An 18012-nucleotide genomic window follows, 5' to 3' on the forward strand; every position below is an offset into this window, starting at 1 on the left:
TTGCCCGCCTATCCCGACAGGTTGAAGTTGCCGGACCCGCCGTAGATGGCGAGTGAGATGAGCAGGGTGACCGTGACGACCGCGATCAACGAGGCGCGCACTGCGTTACCCACCGCGACACCGACGCCGACCGGGCCACCGGTTGCGTTGAAGCCGTAGTAGGTGTGGATGAGCATGACGGCCAGCGCCATGACTATCGCCTGGGCGAACGACCACAGTATGTCCGTGGGTATCAGGAAGGTCGTGAAGTAGTGGTCGTACACGCCGCCGGACTGGTTGTAGAGGAACACCGTCGCAAAGCGGCTGGCGACGAACGACGCGATCACCGCCAGGGAGTACAGCGGGATGATCGCGATCATGCCGGCCATGACGCGGGTGCTGACCAGATACGGAATCGACGGGATCGCCATCGTCTCCAGGGCGTCGATCTCTTCGGAGACGCGCATCGCACCGAGCTGCGCGGTGGAGCCGGCGCCGATGGTCGCGGCGAGGCCGATTCCGGCGATGACCGGCGCTGCGATGCGAACGTTGATGAAGGCGGCGAAGAAGCCCGTCAGTGCTTCGACACCGATGTTGCCCAGCGAGCTGTAGCCCTGAACGGCGATGGTGCCACCGGTGAACAGTGTCAGGAATCCGACGATCACGACGGTGCCACCGATGACGGCGAGCGCACCGGTGCCCATGCTGATCTCGGCGATCAGTCGCAGAGTTTCACGCGGATAACGCATCAGCGCCTTGGGAGCGTGACCGAGAGCCTTCGCGAAGAACAGCGCTTGATCACCGATGCTGTCGATACTGCGAGAGATCGAGCCGATCTGTCGACGTGTGCGCGGGAAGCGTCCCGCTGCGGCCAACGCCATCAGATCTCCTCCCGTCCGTCGTTCGTCGTTCTGTCCACTTCGATCTCTCCGACTGCCGTGTGCCTCATCCGGCCGTCAACTTGATACCGATGGTCGTGATGAGCACGTTGACGACGAAGAGCGCCATGAACGCGAACACGACGGTCTGGTTGACCGCGTCACCGACGCTCTTGGCGCCGCCCTTGACGTTGAGTCCGAGGTAGGCCGCAACCAGGCCGGCGATCATGCCGAACAGTCCTGCTTTGACCATGGAGAGCATGAGCTCACCGAATCCGGTGAGCAGTGTGATGCCGTTGACGAAGGCGCCGGGATTCACGTCCTGGATGAACACGGAGAAGACGAAACCGCCGAGGATGCCGATGGTGCAGACCAGTCCGTTGAGGAGCAGCGCCACTCCCGTCGACGCGAGCACCCGGGGAACGACCAACCGGTGGATCGGATTGATACCGAGCACCTTCATGGCGTCGATCTCTTCGCGAATGGTTCTGGCCGAGAGGTCCGCGCAGATGGCGGTTGCGCCGGCGCCGGCGACGATCAGCACGGTGACGATGGGGCCGACCTGTGTGACGGTACCGAGCGCAGCGCCGGCACCGCTGAGGTCGGCTGCACCGATCTCGCGCAAGAGAATGTTGATGGTGAAGCTGACCAGCACCGTGAACGGGATTGCGACCAGCACCGTCGGCACCATCGAGACTCGCGCCACGAACCAGGCCTGATCGATGAACTCTTGACGCTGGAAGGGGCGGGAGAAGACTGCCCTCAAGGTTTGGGCGGACATCTGAAAGAAGCCACCGACCGCTCGTAATGGCACCTCGACGAGGTCTACCATTCGCCCTCCTCGTCCTTGGTTGCCGCAGTACTGTCTGTTCTCATAGTCCAGCCCCCGACAGCTTGTGACTCAGGTCATATTAACTAGAACGTGTTCACCTGTCAAAAACAAGTGTCCAACTCTAAGAAGTAGCCTCACGGCGACGATCCGAAACCCGAAGGTTCGAGCCATGGGAAGCATCCCTTTTCGGTGCGAATTTCGCCGAAATATCCTGGAAATTAATACTTTTGAATGATCAGCGCTTATCGGCGCCGGATCGAGACCCTGCTACCGCGCCAGCCTTGACCGGGCGCGTCGATCGAATATCGCATCGTTCACAGGAATGCAAAATTGGAACACAGTCTAGTTTTTTCGAGACCGTTGGTCTCGTTGTAGAACGCAGGCAGAGTGCCGCGCCCACCGACTCGTGAACACGCTATTTCTACCAGGAAGTGGACACGTAGACCGTCTAAGTGTGAACAACGGTTCTACGTGTCGCGCACCTGAGAATCAGACCCGTCGATCAGCCCAACGCGCGCAGGGCCGCCGATGCCGAGAACATCTTTGCCGGGTCACGGTCAGCGAAGTAGTCACCCATCACCGCGGACAGCGTTTCCGGCGACCAGGAATCTCCCTCTGCGTCGAACCGCTGCTCGACGACGGGCGCCGCCATCAGCGCAACCATCGGTCCGTACACCACGAATACCTGACCGTTGACGGCGTCGGCCGCCGGTGACGCCAGGTACGAGACGAGCGATGCCACATGCTCGGGCGAGAGCGGATCGATGCCGTCGGCCGGCGCGTCACCGAACACACCTTCGGTCATCGACGTCCGTGCCCGCGGGCAGATCGCGTTGGCCCGAACGCCGTAGCGCGAGAGCCCACGTGCGGCCGACAACGTCAGCGCCGTGATTCCGGCTTTTGCAGCGCCGTAGTTGGGCTGCCCTTCCGGTCCGAGAAGGCCCGCCTCCGAAGAAGTGTTGACGATGCGCCCGTACACCGGCGCCCCGGCTTCCTTGGATTTCGCCCGCCAGTAGGCAGCGGCGTTGCGGCACAGGAGGAAATGGCCGCGAAGATGAACTTCGAGTACCAGATCCCAGTCTTCGTCGGACATGTTGAACAGCATCCGGTCGCGCACGACGCCGGCATTGTTGACGACAATATCGACACTGCCGAACTGCCCCTGCGCTGCTTCCATCAGTGCGTCGGCGGTAGAACGCTCACCGACGTTGCCTGCCACGAATTCGACTTTGGCGCCGAGACCGCGGATCTCCTCGAGCGTTGCTTCGACGGCCTCGTTCGGGGCCAGATCGTTGACGACCAACGACGCACCGGCCTTCGCCAGACCGATGGCCTCGAACTTTCCGAGCCCCGATCCGGCACCGGTCACGATGGCGACCTTGCCTTCGAGACTGGTTTCTGGGCTGTTCACAGCATTCATCGAAGCGCTCTCCCGGTTCTCTGCGGTCGTGTGTCGAGTTACCCGGCTCGATTGCCGTGACCCACGAGTTCGCAACTTTAGAACGTGTTCTTGTTTTGGGCAACCATCGTCACGGATGTTCGGTCAGCGCCGCACGCGGGCACTGAGCGATCGCGGAACGGACATCTTCCCAGCGATCCTCCGGCGGACGCACGGAACTGATCACGAGCTCCTCGTTGTCGTCGAGGTCGAAAATATCGGGTGCGATCCCTACGCACACACCGTTTGCCTCGCAACGGTCCAGATCAACCCTGACCTCCATGGCGATTCCTCTTCTCTACTCACTACTACTGGCGCGAACACGGATACGAAACGAGTGCCGCAGGGCTGTGCCGCACACCGTTCCTGGCGATAACACTAGAACCTGTTTCAGTCGTGTGCAATGATTCGAAAAAGTACCGAGAACGGACGTCGAACGATCCGCCGGAGACGGCGAGAGCTTCCCTTGTCGCCGATGTACGCATCGATAGAACCTGTGTCAATCGAATGGTTGGCGCTTTGATTCGTATCTCTATGGAGAGGTAACCATGCACATCACCTACACCCCTGAGCAGCAACAGCTCCAGGAGGAGTTGCGTGCCTACTTCGCACAACTGATGACTCCCGAGCGGCGTGAAGCACTCGCTGCCACGACGGGTGAGTACGGCGAAGGCAATGTGTACCGCGAAGTCGTCGCGCAGATGGGCCAGGACGGCTGGCTCACGCTGGGTTGGCCGAAAGAGTACGGCGGACAGGAACGCTCCGCGATGGACCAGCTGATCTTCACCGACGAAGCTGCCATTGCCGGTGCGCCCGTGCCGTTCCTGACGATCAATTCCGTAGCGCCGACAATCATGCATTTCGGGACGGACGAGCAGAAGGCCTTCTTCCTGCCCAAGATCTCCCGCGGTGAGCTCCACTTCGCGATCGGCTACTCCGAGCCCGAGGCCGGCACCGACCTGGCGTCTCTGCGCACGTCGGCCGTCCGTGACGGTGACGATTACGTCATCAACGGGCAGAAGATGTGGACGAGCCTGATCCAGTACGCCGATTACGTGTGGTTGGCGTGCCGCACCGATCCGGAAGCCAAGAAGCACAAGGGAATCAGCATGCTGATCGTCCCGACCACCGCAGAAGGCTTCTCCTACACCCCGGTTCACACCATGGCCGGCCCCGACACCAGCGCCACTTACTACCAGGACGTACGGGTCCCGGCGTCGTCGATAGTCGGCCAGGAACACGGCGGCTGGGCACTGATCACCAATCAGCTCAACCACGAGCGTGTTGCCCTCACCTCGGCCGGACCGATTCTGACCGCGCAGCGTGAGGTCCGCGAGTGGGCACAGAACACCAAGCTGCCCGACGGCCGACGCATGATCGACCAGGAATGGGTGCAGATCAATCTGGCTCGCGTGCATGCCAAGGCCGAGTACCTGAAGTTGATGAACTGGGAAATCGCCTCCGCAACCGATCACGCTCCAGGTCCCGAAGCGGCGTCGGCCAACAAGGTGTTCGGTACCGAATTCGCCACCGAGGCTTACCGCTTGCTGATGGAGATCCTCGGATCCTCCGCCACGATCAGGCAGAACTCCCCCGGCGCTCTTCTACGCGGACGCATCGAACGCATGCATCGTTCTTCGCTGATCCTGACGTTCGGCGGCGGTACCAACGAAGTGCAACGCGACATCATCGGCATGACAGCTCTGCGGCTTCCCGCATCGAAGCGATAAGGACCAACGATCATGGAATTCACCCTTACCGAGGCCCAGCAGGACCTGTCCGGACTGACACGATCCGTCGTCACCGAACTGGTCACCAACGACCGCCTTCGTGAACTCGACGCCGCCGAAGACCGTTTCGACGCCCTCTTGTGGAACGCTCTGGCTTCGGCCGGCGTTCTCGGCGCGGCCCTTCCGGAATCGGTGGGCGGCGACGGATTCGGTGTCCTCGAGCAGTGCAGCATCCTGGCCGAACTCGGCCGCGGCGTCGCAGCTGTTCCGTTCCTGACGTCCATCGTCGGGTCCGCCGCAGCGATAGCCGAATTCGGCTCGGACAAGCAGCGCGACGACTGGGCAAGCGCTGCCGCTGCCGGTGAGAAGATACTCACCGCGGCCCTCGCCGAGGAATACAACGACGACCCGGCACACCCGATCACGCGTGCCGAGAAGACCGCCGATGGTTGGCGCATCGACGGAGCAAAGATCACCGTCGACAGTGCTCCGCTCGCAGATCTGTTCCTCGTCCCCGCCATCACCGAGGACGGTGTCGCGGTCTTCCTCGTCGAACCGTCGGACGCGGGCGTGAGCATTACCAGGCAATCGACCACGGATTTCTCGAGTGCGGCCCTGGTCGAGTTCGATTCGGTGCAGATCCCGGCCGATCGTGTTCTCGGCTCGGTTGCCCAAGGATCCGACATCGCGGCGTGGATCGTCGAACGAATTCAGCTCGGTTCCAGCGCCTACCAGTACGGGGTGCTCGATCAAGCGCTGAAGCTGACCGCCGAATACGCCACCGAGCGTGTGCAGTTCGGCCGTCCGATCGGTAGTTTCCAGGCCGTGGCCCAGCGCCTCGCCGACGGATACATCGACGTCAAGGGCGTTCGCCTGACTCTCTGGGCCGCAGCGTGGCGTCTGAGCGAAGGACTTCCGTCCGACGGGGCCGTGCAGACGGCCAAGTTCTGGGCTGCAGATGCGGGACACCGCGTCGGGCACACCGCTGTTCACGTTCACGGCGGTGTTGGTCTGGACGAGGACCATCCGGTTCACCGCTACTTCCTCGCGGCCAAGCATCACGAGTTCCTGCTCGGCAACGCAACAGATCAGCTTCGCGCACTGGGTAAGGAACTTGCCGCAGTTCCTGCCTGAGTGCGTCCCACCGAGTGGAAATCCATGACCTGGTCCGAGACGAATCGATGATGATGCAGCTATGAGTCAGAGCCCCACTGTTTCCGATCTACTCCTCGGAGTCAGCGAGATCGACGACCGCGGTATCCGTTTCGAGGACCAGGTCATCACCTGGCGCGAGCACATTCAAGGCTCGTTCGATCGAGCAGCGCTGCTGGACACGCTGCTCGATCGAACGCGCCCCCGGCATTTCGGTCTTCTGATGGAGAACGTCCCCGAATTCTCACTACTGCTCGGCGCAGCATCGTTCTCGGGTTCGGTTGCTGCCGGACTGAACACGACCAGGCGCGGCCCGGCATTGGCGCGAGACATCCAACTCTCCGACTGCCAGGTCATCTTCACCGAGAACAACCAGGCACATCTACTCGACGACGTCGATCTCGGTGACGTCCGGGTGATCAACGTGGATTCTCCGGCCTGGACGCAATTGTTGGAGCCCTTCGCCGATACGCCGACCTACGCGTCGACGGCGCAGCCCGACGATCTGTTGATGCTCATTTTCACTTCCGGTACAAGCGGTGATCCCAAAGCGGTTCGGTGCACGCACCACAAGTTGGCCTCTCCCGGAGTCATGCTTGCCGATCGTTTCGGGCTCGGCGCCGACGACGTCGTCTACATGGCGATGCCCATGTTCCATTCCAACGCCATGATGGCGGCGTGGACGGTCGCGCTGCACGCTCGTGCGGGAATTGCCATGCGCCGCAAGTTCTCCGCTTCGGGCTTTCTGCCCGACGTTCACAAGTACGGAATCACGTACTCCAACTACGTCGGAAAGCCGTTGTCCTTCATCGCTTCCACCCCCGAGGTGCCGAACGAGCGGGAGAACACCTTGAAGATCATGTACGGCAACGAGGGTTCGGCGCCCGCCGTCGCCACCTTCGTCCGGCGCTTCGATGCCCGCGTCATCGACGGGTTCGGTTCCACCGAGGGCGGCATTTCGATTTCCGCGGCGCCGGTGCCGCGGACCGGCGCCCTCGGACTTCTCCCGGACGGGGTCAAGATCCTCGATCCCGAGACCGGAGCCCCATGCCCGCCTGCAGTCTTCGACGCTGACGGCCGGATCACCAATGCCGACGAGGCAACCGGTGAACTGGTCAACGTCACCGGCCCAGGCACATTCGCCGGGTACTACAAGAACCCGGAAGCCGACGCCGAGCGAATGCGCAACGGCCAGTACTGGAGCGGCGATCTGGCGTACACCGATGTCGACGGCTACGTCTACTTCGCGGGACGCAGTTCCGGTTGGCTACGAGTGGACGGCGAGAACATCGGCGCCGCACCCATCGAACGCTCGCTCGTCGGTTACCCGGGCTTCGCGCAGGTGTCCGTGTACGCAGTCCCCGACAGCGATGTCGGCGACCGCGTCATGGCGTCGGTGATTCCGGTCGGCGACGTCGACAACTTCGACCCGGCAGCCGTAGCCGAATACATCGATTCCCGGCCGGAACTCGGGCCGAAGCAGAAACCGACCTTGATCCGCGTGTGCAGTGAGTTCCCGAGAACGGCGACGTTCAAGGTGGTCACTCGAACGCAGAGCGCCGAACGATGGAACACATCCGATCCGGTGTGGATCCGCCGGCGCGGAGAATCCGACTTCCAATTACTCACTCCCGAAATGGCACTCGGCCTCGAGAAGACGCGAGAGCCCGTCTAGCCCGATATCTCAGTAGTGCTGAGCAAGCGGTTTGTGCGCAGACACCGTTTTGTAGAACTCGGTGAGCCGAAGCTGTGATGCCGCTGCATCGTCGATCACCACCGTCGCGTGTGGATGCAGTTGGAGAACCGATGCCGGGCACACCGCGGCCAGAGGCCCCTCGACGGCAGCGGCAATCGCAGCGGCCTTGTGCTCGCCGGTCGCGATCATCACCAGATGATTTGCTTCGCAGATAGTTCCGAGGCCCTGGGTGATCACATGCCGTGGTACCTCGTCCGGACTCTCGAAGAATCGGGCGTTGTCGGTTCGAGTCTGTTCCGTCAGCGTCTTGACCCGGGTCCTCGAATTCAGCGAGGACGTCGGTTCGTTGAAACCGATGTGACCGTTGCCGCCGATGCCCAGAAGTTGTACGTCCACCGGACCATTCGACGCAATCGCCCGGTCGTAGGCTGCCGCGGCGGCAAATGGATCCGGCGCGGTGCCGTCGGGGCTGAATACCCTTGCCGCGTCCAGGTCCAGGTGATTCACCAGCTCGGTGCGGATCACCTGGGCATACGACTCCGGGTGGCCTTCCGGCAGGCCGACGTATTCGTCCAACAGGAACGCCTGCACGCCGGCAAAACTCAACCCGTCCTCGCGGTGACGGCGCGCGAGTTCGCGGTAGACAGAGAGCGGTGAAGACCCCGTCGCCAGGCCCAAAGTCCTTGAACCTGAATGCACCGCGTGTTCGAAGATGTCGGCAACAACGGTGCCGGCCGCATCCGCACTGTCGACAATGACAATTTCCATCGGTTGATTCCTCAGCTTTCGGTGTAGTTCATGAGCCAGTTCCCAGCGGCCATGACGGCGCGGGTTTCGAGTTCTGGACCGGTGACGATCAGATCGGCGCGGCAACCCGGCACGAGATCGCCGACCATTCCGGCCAGCCCCATCAGCGAAGCAGGCGTTGCCGTCGCTGCGATGACAGCCGAAAGCAGATCGACGCCGGCGTGATTGACAGCCCGGCGGACTATGTCCATCAACCGACTCGTCCCGCCGGCAATGGCCGTTTCCCCCTGGCCGGCCAATCGCGCCACGCCACCGACCACGTCGACGTCGAGAGGCCCGAGCGGGTAACGGCCGTCGGGCATTCCGGCGGCAGCCATCGCGTCGGAGACCAACGCGATCTGATGCGGACCGACAAGATCGAACACCGTCGCTACCGTCTCGTCGGCCAGATGTACTCCGTCCCCGACCAACTCGACCACCATCTGTCCTTTCGCAGCCGCGGCAAGACATGCCGCCACTGCGCCGGGAGCACGGTGATGCATCGGCGCCATACCGTTGAACAGGTGAGTGGCACTGAGCGGTGCATGCGCCGAGTGTGCGATCGAACGTGTCGCAATCGGGTTGGACGCATCGGTGTGTCCGATACTCACGACGGCACCGTGACGCTCCAGCAATGAGGCAAGTTCGTCGAAGTGTGCTGTCTCCGGAGCGATCGTCATCGAGCGAATGCGCCCACGGCCGGCTTCGAGCAGCGACTCGAGCAGAGCCGGGTCGCCGTCGAGAATGCTGTCGGGATCCTGGGCGCCACAACGAAGTACCGAAAGGAATGGACCTTCCAGGTGAATTCCGACCAGCGTGCCCTCGTCCACCAGTCCTGCCAGGAGCTCGATGCGACTGCGCAGGATCTGCGGCGGCGCGGAGACGAGCGAGCCGATCACCGAGGTCGTGCCGTTCGTCCGATGGTGATCGGCAGCCACGGTGGATCCGAACTCGTCTGCCTCGGGGAAACCGAATCCGCCGGCGCCGTGGCAGTGAACGTCGACCAAACCCGGAATGATCGTTGTTCCCGCAGCTGCCCGTTCGGGTAACGGGTCGGTTCGCTGCGACGCGGGTCCGGCCCACACCACACGATCACCCGAGATCTCGACAACCCCGTCCGAGAGCAATCGACCACCGGTCACCAATTGTCCACGCAGAATTTGTCCACGAAGTGTCACGACATCACCTGCGGTACAACGGGAACTTCGGCATCCGCGATCGACAACTCACGGAGCACGGCGTCCGCGAGCACGTAGTGCCCTTGTTCGTTCGGATGGAACGCGTCAGCCAGGAGAGCCGGCGGTGGACCCTCGGGAGAATCGGCCGTCCACTGCGCGTAGTGGTCGACGAACACCGCACGCGTCGAGGCGGCAACCTGCCGCACGACCTCGACGTACTGAACCAATCCCGCTCTGGTGGGCGCATTCTCGACGTCGATCGGTGGCGGCGTCTGCAGGATCGGCACCGCACCGATCGCTCGCGTCCGGAAAATCATGTCCGAGAGGTCGTCTCGAAACCGCTCCAGTCCTTCTTCGCCATTCAATGCGTCATTCGTACCGAGCATGATCAACACCACCGAGGGTTCGAACACTTCGATGCGGTGTGCGAAACCTGCACGCACATCGGAGGATCGATTGCCGCTCACCCCGGTGTTGACAAGGACGTGGTTGAACAAGGAAAGTTCACCACGGACGCGCTCGGCGCAGTGTTCGACGTAACTTCGATGACCGTCGGTGTGCGTCAATCCCTGAGTGATGCTGTCGCCGGTGAAGACCCACCGGATCGGCGTCGACGAGTCTACGAGCAAAGTCTCCAGTCGAATCCGTTCAGCAGTCTTGGACTTCAAAGCCTTCGACGTCGGGGTCACACCCTCTGCCCTTCGGCGCCCGATACTGCGGCTGCAAATTTCGACGTGATGAACGCCGGATCCGTGATTGCGGTTCCGACAACCACCGAGTCTGCACCCAGGGCGATGGCGCGTGCCGCATCCTCCGGGCTGTGGTATCGCCCCTCGGCGATGAGGACTACATCTGGAAGTGCCTGCCGCAGTTCCGAGATCAGCTCCAGATCCGGGCCGGCCAGGCGTCGGCTGTTCTCGGTATATCCCGCCAGTGTGCTGGAGATGATGTCGGCGCCCGCCGCGGCGGCAGCGATGCCGTCCTCGAGTGTTCCACAATCAGCCATGACGAGGCCGCCGCGATCATGGACCGCGTCGACGGTGTCGGCAAAGGTCAGCCCGTCCGGACGAGGTCGCAGGGTGGCGTCGGCAGCCACGATCTGCGCACCCGAATCCACGACTTCGAGGGCTGATTCCCTTGTCGGCGTGATGAACACGCCCTCCGAGCCGATCTTCGTCAAACCGATCACCGGTACCTTCACTGCCGACACGACTGCGGCGACATCCGGGGTTCCGCCCACACCGCCGCAGCGGATCGCCACTGCACCGCCGTCGACCGCGGCGCGGGCCATCCTCTCGATGGTCCCGGTGTCGCGCAAGGCATGGCCGTGTCCGGCCTGACAGGACACGATCAGCTTCCCGCTGATGATGGTGAGCAGTTCTTCGACAGTCACGGTGTTACCTCGATTCGTGTTGCGGCGGCCAGGAGCGCAGCTCCGACGAGCGGCGCATCGGTGCCCAAACGGGCAGGAAGAATGGCGGTTTCGGCAATGGGACCCATCGCTTCCACCCGGAAAGCGGACGTCAGCGGCGACAAGAGGTCGGCTCCGATCTGGGCTGCGCCGCCGCCGATGACGATCACCTCGGGATCGAATGCGGTGGCGACGCCGGCCAGGACTCGGCCGAGCAGAGTACCGGCGTCGGTGACCACGGCACGGGCGATCGGGTCGCCGGAGCGCATGAGTGCCACCACCTTCTGCAACGGTTGAGTGGGCACACCTGCCCGCGCTGCGTACTCGGCCGCCATCGCCGGGCCAGAGGCGACTGCCTCGAGGTGATCGGTTCTACCGCAACCGCAACCTATCGCCCCGGAGACCGGAACCAGCAGATGCGCGAGCTCGCCGGCTGTTCCGTGGGCGCCGTGATACAGCTGTCCGCCCACGGTCAACGCGCCACCGATTCCAGTACCGATCGAGACGAACAGTGCAGAGCTTCGACCGCGACCGGCGCCGATCATGTTCTCGCCGTGGGCCATCGCGCGCACGTCGTTGTCCACCGTCACCGGTAGACCCGAGTGCGCCTCGAGTTCCCCGCGAACCTCGGCGCCACTCCATCCGGACAGAATGTCGGAGGCGAAGACGACGCGGCCACGCACCCGATCGATGATTCCCGGTGCACCGACTCCGATTCCGGCTACCGGGTGATCCGCCCTCAAACGGTCGACCAACGCGGTGGCGGTCTCGAGAACAGCCTCCCTACCGGCCGTCGGTGTTGCCGCACGAACGGTGTCGATCACGTCTCCGTCGGACGTCACCACCGCGGCAGCCACTTTGGTGCCGCCGATGTCGATGCCGATCCATCGCTTCTGCCCAGGTGTCATGTCAGAGGAGCCCGGCCTGTTCCAGAACGACCTTGATCGTTGCGGTCTCGGACTCGTCGAGCGAGAGCATCGGGGCGCACATCGTGTTGCCGGTGATGACGCCGCGCAAGGCCAGAGCCGTCTTGAATGCGCCCAGACCCGCGGCACCGGCACTGACGCGACCCGGTGTCGGTGCCTCGACGATGGAGAACAGATCGGTGAGTCGATCCTGCTCGGCCTTCGCCGCCGCCCAGTCTCCTGCCTGCGCAGCGCGCCACAGTCGCACGTAACCGTGGGGGTCCACGTTGGCCAGGCCGGGCACAGCGCCCGAAGCACCCATCAGCAGGCAACCGTCGACGACTACCTCGTGCCCGGTGAAGACGGCGAAGTTTTCGAGCCCGGCCGACTGACGGAGCAACATACGGAAACTGACGTCGTCGCCGCTCGAATCCTTCACGCCGGCGATGACTCCCTCGCGACCGAGCTCGACCAGCATTGCCGGGCTGAGTTTGCTGTGGACACGAACCGGGACGTCGTAGGCGAACAACGGAAGATCCACTGCGGCGTGGATGGAGCGGAAATGCGTTGCCGTCTCGGCTGCGTCGGTGATCGCGTAGAACGGCGCCGTCGCGACGATGGCATCCGCACCCGCTTCACGCGCCTGCTCGGCGACGGCGATGACCCGGTTGGTGGTCATGTCGTTCACGCCGACGAGGACCGGTACCTGGCCGCCGACGTGACCGATGGCCGTCTGCACCACCTGGGCGCGCTGAGCGTCGGTGAGGTAACCGACCTCACCCGAGGAACCGAGGACGAACAAGCCGTCGACTCCGGCTTCGATCTGCAGTGAGAGCAGGCGTTCGAGCGACGTGGTGTCGACCTCGCCCTCGAGCGTCAGTGGTGTGACGATCGGCGGGACGATTCCGCTGAAGGTGGTGGTTTCCGTGCTCATGGGGTCTCCATATGTTGGTTGTCGGATTGAGTTGTGGGTGCGGCTGTCAGGGAGAGACGGAGACCGGCTGACCGCTCGAGGCGGACAGATAGGCAGCATCGATCACGCGCATCGACGCGCGGGCGTCTGCCACGGTGTAGTCGGGTTCGGTCCGTGTGGGAAGTCGATCGAGCACGTGAGAGAGAAGGCTCGACACCGCGTTGTCCGAACCGAAGCCGCCGATGGGTAGTGCGGTCACGTCTCCCGAGGATGCGAAGTGGGTCACCGCGGGTTTGTCGTCGTCGGAACTCGCGTATCCGTGGGAGCCGAGGACCCGAAGCGTCGCGGTATTCGCGCCGAAACCCGGTGCTGCGGGGATTCTTCCGACGGTCACCGTCGCGGTGACGCCGTTTTCCAGGGCGAGCGAGATCAACGCCGTGTCTTCGACTCCGAACTGCTGGTGGGCCCCGCCGTAGAGTGTGCTCGTCTCGGCGTACACCTCGGTGACGTCCAGGCCGGTGAGGTATCTGAGGTAGTCGGCGGCGTAACCGGCGAAGTTCACTACTTCTCCCCCGCCGGAAAGCGCGGGATCCACCACCAGTTCGGGACGCTCGACGGACGTCGCGAAATGTGTTCCGCTTGCCAGGAACTCGATGTCCACGTGGCGCGGCAGTCCGAGGTTTCCGGCATCGATCCAGCGGCGCAGTCGCCGGAGCGCAGGTGAATGAGTGCGGTTCACCACCGTACAGATTCGCCCGTTCGACCGTGCCGCTTCCTCGACCGCCGCGGCCTCCGACTCGTCGATACCCACCGGCTTGTCCACCAGGACGTCGAGTCCCGCGTTCAGTGCGGCAATCGCAAGCCGTGCATGCCTGGTCGGCTCACTGCAGATGATCGCCAGGTCTATCCGTTCGGGGTCGAGCAGCTCGCCGAGTTCGTCGATCCACTCGATGTCTGCGGCCTTTGCCATCGCGATTCCGTCCTCACGAATCCAATCGGGGACCGAGGATTCGTCGGAGGCCCCGATCAAGCTCACTCGAGGATCGGAGCGCAACAGGTCCGCATAGGAGCCGGCATGCCTTACGCCGCTGACAAATCCGACGCGGATCGAACCGGTGCCGGTCATCGGTGTTCTCCGATCGAAATCGCGCGGCCGGTGTCGAGTGACTGTTGTGCAGCGATGGCAGTCGCGAGAGCTGCACGTACCTGCCAGTTCTCGACTATCGGGGTCGCGGAACCGTCGAGAGTGGCGATCCAGTGGCGCATCTGATGCGCCATCGCATCTTCGATCGACGACGGCGGCGCGTTTGTCGTATCCGTCATCAGGCCTGGGTCGTCGCCGGTGTCGTGCGCGAGCGTGCCGGATGTCCCCGACACCACGATCCGGCGCACCATCTTTCCCGATTGCGGCAGTGCGTAAGCCAATTCGATGAGCGCCAGCGATCCGTCCTCGAAGCGAACGGTCAGATGGAAGCTGTCGTGCACGGGCATCCCCGCCGCGAAGGTGGGGAAACTACGAGCGAACACACGGATCGGACGACGACCGATCAGCCACGTCACCAGATCGAGAGCGTGGGTTCCGTTGTGAACGGGGTGACCACCCGAGCGGTCCTTGTCGTGTTGCCAGCCTCGCCAGCCCCCTGGCCAGACGTGGCCGGTGTACCAACTGAGGTGGATCAGCCGGGGGTCGCCGATGGCGCCTTGTGCAACCGAGTTTCCGATCGAGGAGATCGACGGCTGGAATCGTACGGTCTGTCCGACCATCAGTGAGGCGCCGCCACCTTCGGTGGCCTCGACCATCGCGTCGAAGTCCGCGACTGTCAGCGCGGCCGGCTTCTCCACGTGCACATGCTTTCCCGCGCGGCCTGCGGCAATCGTCACGGGCGCGTGGTCCGGAGTGGCCCCCACGACGTTGACCGCGTGCACGCTCGGGTCTGCGAGAATCTTCGCCAGATCGGTACTGGCTTTCGCGCCCGGCGCCAATGCCGCGACCGATGCGGCACGGTCCAAGTCACTGCCGAATACGTAGGCGACTTCGACCGACGGGATGCGCGCCAAAGCGCTGACGTGGTCCCGCGCGATTGCGCCGCTGCCGATGACGGCTACACGCACGGTCACTTCGCACTTCCCGACAGCGCCGCCGGTTCCCCGCCACCGAGTCGCACCTGTTCGGCGACGACGAGTGCGCGTTCACGTGCGTATGTCAACGGTGAGCCGGAGTCAGCCTTGCCGTCGAGAACTGCTGCCATCTCGTCGATTTCGTGGCGAATCGCAGCCTGCATCCACAGCGGGGATCCTCCGTTACCCGAGTTGTACTTCTGCGTCCTGCTCGCAGAGTCGATCAACGATTGATTCTCGGCGTCGACGTCGAAGATCGGCCACGACTCTTCGACCCGTCCCCCGCGCAGTCGGCTGACCCGGCCGGTGTGGAAGTCCGCGTGGACCGAGCCTTCGGCGGCATCGACCGTCAGCTCCCACGAAGAAGTGTGTGAACGCGTCGAGATGGTGTGTCTGCCGATCGCGCCGCCGGCGAACGACACCACTGTGTTGCGGAAGCCGTCGTCCGCGGTGGCGATGCTCGACACGGCAGTCACCTCGCCGCCGAGCCAGCACATCAGGTCCAGTTCGTGAATCTCGTGAGTCAGTTCTCCACCCGTTCGGCTCTTGTCGAGCTTCCACCACTGTGGATCTGCGCCGTCGGTGTCGATCCAGCGTGAGCGAGACGTTTCGATCGCAGCGACCTCGCCGAGCTCCCCCGACGTCAGCAGGTCCGCCAGACGTCGTACACCCGGCATCATCCGCATGATGTGCCCGACCATCAACGGCGAACCGCTCGCGTCGGCGCTCGCGATCATGTTCTGCGCATCGACCAGTTCGACGGCAAGTGGCTTCTCGACAAAAACTGCCTTGCCGTGTTCGAGTGCCGCGATGGCAGGTTCGGCGTGCGCGTGATTGGGCGTCGCGACGACAACGAGGGCCAACTCCGGGTCAGCGGCCACCGCGTCGTGATCGTCTGTCGGGGTTGCCGAGAACTCTGCGGCGACGTCCTTGGCCCGCTCGAAGTCACGGTCGCACAGCATCGCCAGTTCGAAACGTGGATGGGCAGCCAGCTCGCGAGCGAGGGAACTACCGAAGAATCCGCAACCGACCACACCGACTTTGTATCGGGTCATGAAGTCTCCAAAGATTGGATGAGGGATGTCCTATGTTATACGGCCAGCGTCATCGGTCGTCAATTCGACGTCGGTAACACAGTCTTCATCTATGCAGGTGAGAGCACTATTCTTGGTTCGAAACCGACGAAACGTCGAAGTTCAACACCGCCAGTTCCGAAGATTCTCTAGACGCTTTCTGATCCACAATGTAAGTTACGCAACATCGGACGTCGAACATAGGACATCCCCTATCCACTCCCTTGATGTCCCGCTCCCCGCCTTGGAGGCCGCCTTGAAGAACGAACGACCGCTGAGCTCCGCGTTCACACGCCGAGACCTGTTTCGGTACACCGGGCTACTGGGAGCTGCAGCAGGTATCACCGCGACTCTCGCGGCCTGCGGCGGCGGCCCGTCGTCGACCTCGGTTGTCGGCGGTTCCGCGAGCACCGGCGATCTGACCACCGCCATCGGATACGGCAACGACCAGAGCTTCGACCCGATGCAGACTGCATCCGGTTTCCTCATGGCAGCGGTCAACCACGTCTACGAGGGACTGCTCGAAAACGATCCAGACACCGGTGAGACGTATGCGGCGCTCGCACAGGCCGTCCCGACCGACGCCACCGCCTCGAGCTGGACCATGAAAATCCGCGAGGGAGCAACCTGGCACGACGGCACTCCGGTCACCTCGGACGACGTCGTCTTCACCTTCGATCGCATCCTCGATCCACAGCAGAACGTACTGATCCGCTCCTTCTTCTCCTCCTGGTTGCAGTCCGTCACCAAGGTCGACGACCAAACGGTGACCCTGAACTTCAACTACCCGTTCAGCGCTGCCGCACAGCGTCTCTCGATCGCCAAGATCATGCCCAAGCACGTCTTCGACGGCCACTGGGACGAGGCCAAGTCCGGAGCGCTGGTCGTCGGTTCCGGTCCGTACAAGCTCAAGAGCCACACCCCCAAGAGCAACACAGCTTTCGAGGCGTTCGAGGCGTACAACGGGCCGCGTCCGGCCAACTTCGCGACCATGAACTGGCTCTCCATCGTCGACACCTCCTCACGCATCGCGCGCGTCTCGGGCAACAATGCCGGTGCACAACTCGCCGACAACATCCCCGTCGCCAACGTCCCCACCCTCACCTCCGGTGGGCGCACCGTCGAGGGCAACCCGGGCATGAACCTCATGTACCTGCTCTTCGACACCACTCAGGCACCGTTCGACGACGTTCGTGTTCGCCAGGCGATGTTCTATGCGATCAACACCCCGAAGATGATCGAGATCGCCCTCGGCGGCAAGGCAGCACCGGCCACGAGCTACCTGTACGAGCGCAACCCCGACTACGCGCGAGCGTCCACCGTCTACTCGTACGATCCGGACAAGGCCCGCTCGCTCCTCACTGCCGCCGGTGTCAGTGGCCTCGACCTGACGCTGCTCTCCACCAACGTCAGCTGGTTGGCCGACTGCTTGCCGACCATCAAAGAGTCTTGGGACGCAGTCGGATTCAACACGACGCTCGAACCGCAGGACACCAGCGCCATGGTGAGCAAGCTCAACAGCGGCCAGAAGTTCCAGATCGCTGCGGGTACGTCCAACCCACAGGCGTTCGGCAGCGACGTCGACCTCCTCGTGCGCTACACGTACAGCAAGGGCGGCCTGTGGACGAAGACCTACGCCAAGTGGGACGACACCCCCGAGGCACAGAAGATCTACGCCACCATGGACGAGGCCACCCGCGAGACAGACCCGGCAAAGCGCAGCACCCTTGTGCAGTCGTACCTGAACCAGATCGCCGAAAACGCTGTCTACTATCCGGTTCTCCATCAGGAACTCCTGACTGCGTGGGATCCGAAGAAGATCGCCGACGTCACTCCGCTGCCGTACCCCGGCGTCAACCTGCTTCAGGCGAAGCCGGCCTGATACCCGCCCGCTCGGCCGTTTCCCACAACTGAGAGATTCCC

At 63.2% G+C, this 18012-nt stretch carries 17 protein-coding genes; 4 read left to right on the forward strand and 13 right to left on the reverse strand.

The genetic code is table 11. From position 1 onward, the window contains the following. Nucleotides 1-8: 8 nt before the first annotated feature. From CPI83_RS24450 to CPI83_RS24465, 4 genes are all read right to left on the reverse strand, one after another. Complete coding sequence (locus tag CPI83_RS24450; RefSeq protein WP_003945759.1) at nt 9-860, reverse strand: ABC transporter permease; 852 nt, start codon at nt 858-860, stop codon at nt 9-11. A 64-nt stretch (nt 861-924) separates the two neighbouring features. Further along, complete coding sequence (locus CPI83_RS24455) at nt 925-1689, reverse strand: ABC transporter permease (RefSeq protein WP_003945687.1); 765 nt, start codon at nt 1687-1689, stop codon at nt 925-927. A gap of 502 nt (nt 1690-2191) precedes the next feature. Continuing rightward, nucleotides 2192-3109, reverse strand: coding sequence for a 3-oxoacyl-ACP reductase (locus tag CPI83_RS24460; RefSeq protein ID WP_007734334.1), 918 nt, complete (start codon nt 3107-3109; stop codon nt 2192-2194). 109 nt (nt 3110-3218) lie between these two features. Beyond that, nucleotides 3219-3410, reverse strand: coding sequence for a ferredoxin (locus CPI83_RS24465; RefSeq protein WP_007734330.1), 192 nt, complete (start codon nt 3408-3410; stop codon nt 3219-3221). 265 nt (nt 3411-3675) lie between these two features. On the opposite strand from CPI83_RS24465, the gene CPI83_RS24470 reads away from it, so the two are divergent. The 3 genes from CPI83_RS24470 to CPI83_RS24480 all read left to right on the forward strand — a co-directional run bounded on the left by CPI83_RS24470 (nt 3676) and on the right by CPI83_RS24480 (nt 7684). Next, the gene (locus tag CPI83_RS24470) at nt 3676-4857 is read left to right on the forward strand and encodes an acyl-CoA dehydrogenase family protein (protein WP_003945878.1); all 1182 of its coding nucleotides are present in this window, start codon (nt 3676-3678) and stop codon (nt 4855-4857) included. Between the two features lie 12 nt (nt 4858-4869). Beyond that, complete coding sequence (locus tag CPI83_RS24475) at nt 4870-5991, forward strand: acyl-CoA dehydrogenase family protein (protein ID WP_020968503.1); 1122 nt, start codon at nt 4870-4872, stop codon at nt 5989-5991. A 61-nt stretch (nt 5992-6052) separates the two neighbouring features. Then, nucleotides 6053-7684, forward strand: coding sequence for a long-chain-fatty-acid--CoA ligase (locus CPI83_RS24480; RefSeq protein ID WP_097387843.1), 1632 nt, complete (start codon nt 6053-6055; stop codon nt 7682-7684). A 9-nt stretch (nt 7685-7693) separates the two neighbouring features. Here CPI83_RS24480 and nagB read toward each other — a convergent pair whose 3' ends face one another. From nagB to CPI83_RS24525, 9 genes are read right to left on the reverse strand one after another with little or no spacing between them, the layout of a single operon-like run. Then, a complete protein-coding gene (gene nagB / locus CPI83_RS24485) occupies nt 7694-8473 on the reverse strand; it encodes a glucosamine-6-phosphate deaminase (RefSeq protein WP_020968501.1) in 780 nt (259 codons plus the stop codon). Between the two features lie 11 nt (nt 8474-8484). Continuing rightward, entirely contained in the window at nt 8485-9669 is a 1185-nt protein-coding gene (locus CPI83_RS24490; RefSeq protein WP_097387844.1) for an amidohydrolase family protein, read from the reverse strand. Beyond that, nucleotides 9666-10358: an SGNH/GDSL hydrolase family protein gene (locus tag CPI83_RS24495; protein WP_046377970.1), complete on the reverse strand. Its 693-nt coding sequence runs from the start codon at nt 10356-10358 to the stop codon at nt 9666-9668. The genes CPI83_RS24490 and CPI83_RS24495 overlap by 4 nt, the downstream gene beginning before the upstream one ends. Next, complete coding sequence (locus tag CPI83_RS24500) at nt 10355-11062, reverse strand: N-acetylmannosamine-6-phosphate 2-epimerase (RefSeq protein WP_047889266.1); 708 nt, start codon at nt 11060-11062, stop codon at nt 10355-10357. Before CPI83_RS24500 ends, CPI83_RS24495 begins: the two co-directional genes overlap by 4 nt. Next, nucleotides 11059-11988, reverse strand: coding sequence for an ROK family protein (locus tag CPI83_RS24505; RefSeq protein ID WP_019746991.1), 930 nt, complete (start codon nt 11986-11988; stop codon nt 11059-11061). Before CPI83_RS24505 ends, CPI83_RS24500 begins: the two co-directional genes overlap by 4 nt. A 1-nt stretch (nt 11989) precedes the next feature. Next, complete coding sequence (locus CPI83_RS24510; RefSeq protein ID WP_007734313.1) at nt 11990-12919, reverse strand: dihydrodipicolinate synthase family protein; 930 nt, start codon at nt 12917-12919, stop codon at nt 11990-11992. A 46-nt stretch (nt 12920-12965) separates the two neighbouring features. Beyond that, nucleotides 12966-14024, reverse strand: coding sequence for a Gfo/Idh/MocA family oxidoreductase (locus CPI83_RS24515; RefSeq protein WP_097387845.1), 1059 nt, complete (start codon nt 14022-14024; stop codon nt 12966-12968). Next, nucleotides 14021-15016 (reverse strand): Gfo/Idh/MocA family oxidoreductase, encoded by a 996-nt coding sequence (locus CPI83_RS24520; RefSeq protein ID WP_097387846.1) that lies wholly within the window; start codon nt 15014-15016, stop codon nt 14021-14023. Before CPI83_RS24520 ends, CPI83_RS24515 begins: the two co-directional genes overlap by 4 nt. Then, the gene (locus CPI83_RS24525) at nt 15013-16071 is read right to left on the reverse strand and encodes a Gfo/Idh/MocA family oxidoreductase (RefSeq protein WP_030534711.1); all 1059 of its coding nucleotides are present in this window, start codon (nt 16069-16071) and stop codon (nt 15013-15015) included. The genes CPI83_RS24520 and CPI83_RS24525 overlap by 4 nt, the downstream gene beginning before the upstream one ends. A 274-nt stretch (nt 16072-16345) precedes the next feature. Here CPI83_RS24525 and CPI83_RS24530 point away from each other — a divergent pair, with 274 nt between their 5' ends. Further along, a complete protein-coding gene (locus CPI83_RS24530) occupies nt 16346-17971 on the forward strand; it encodes an ABC transporter substrate-binding protein (RefSeq protein WP_097388246.1) in 1626 nt (541 codons plus the stop codon). The last annotated feature ends 41 nt before the right edge of the window (nt 17972-18012 follow it).

The sequence above is a fragment of the Rhodococcus sp. H-CA8f genome (assembly GCF_002501585.1).
GTDB classification, from domain to species: domain Bacteria; phylum Actinomycetota; class Actinomycetes; order Mycobacteriales; family Mycobacteriaceae; genus Rhodococcus_F; species Rhodococcus_F erythropolis.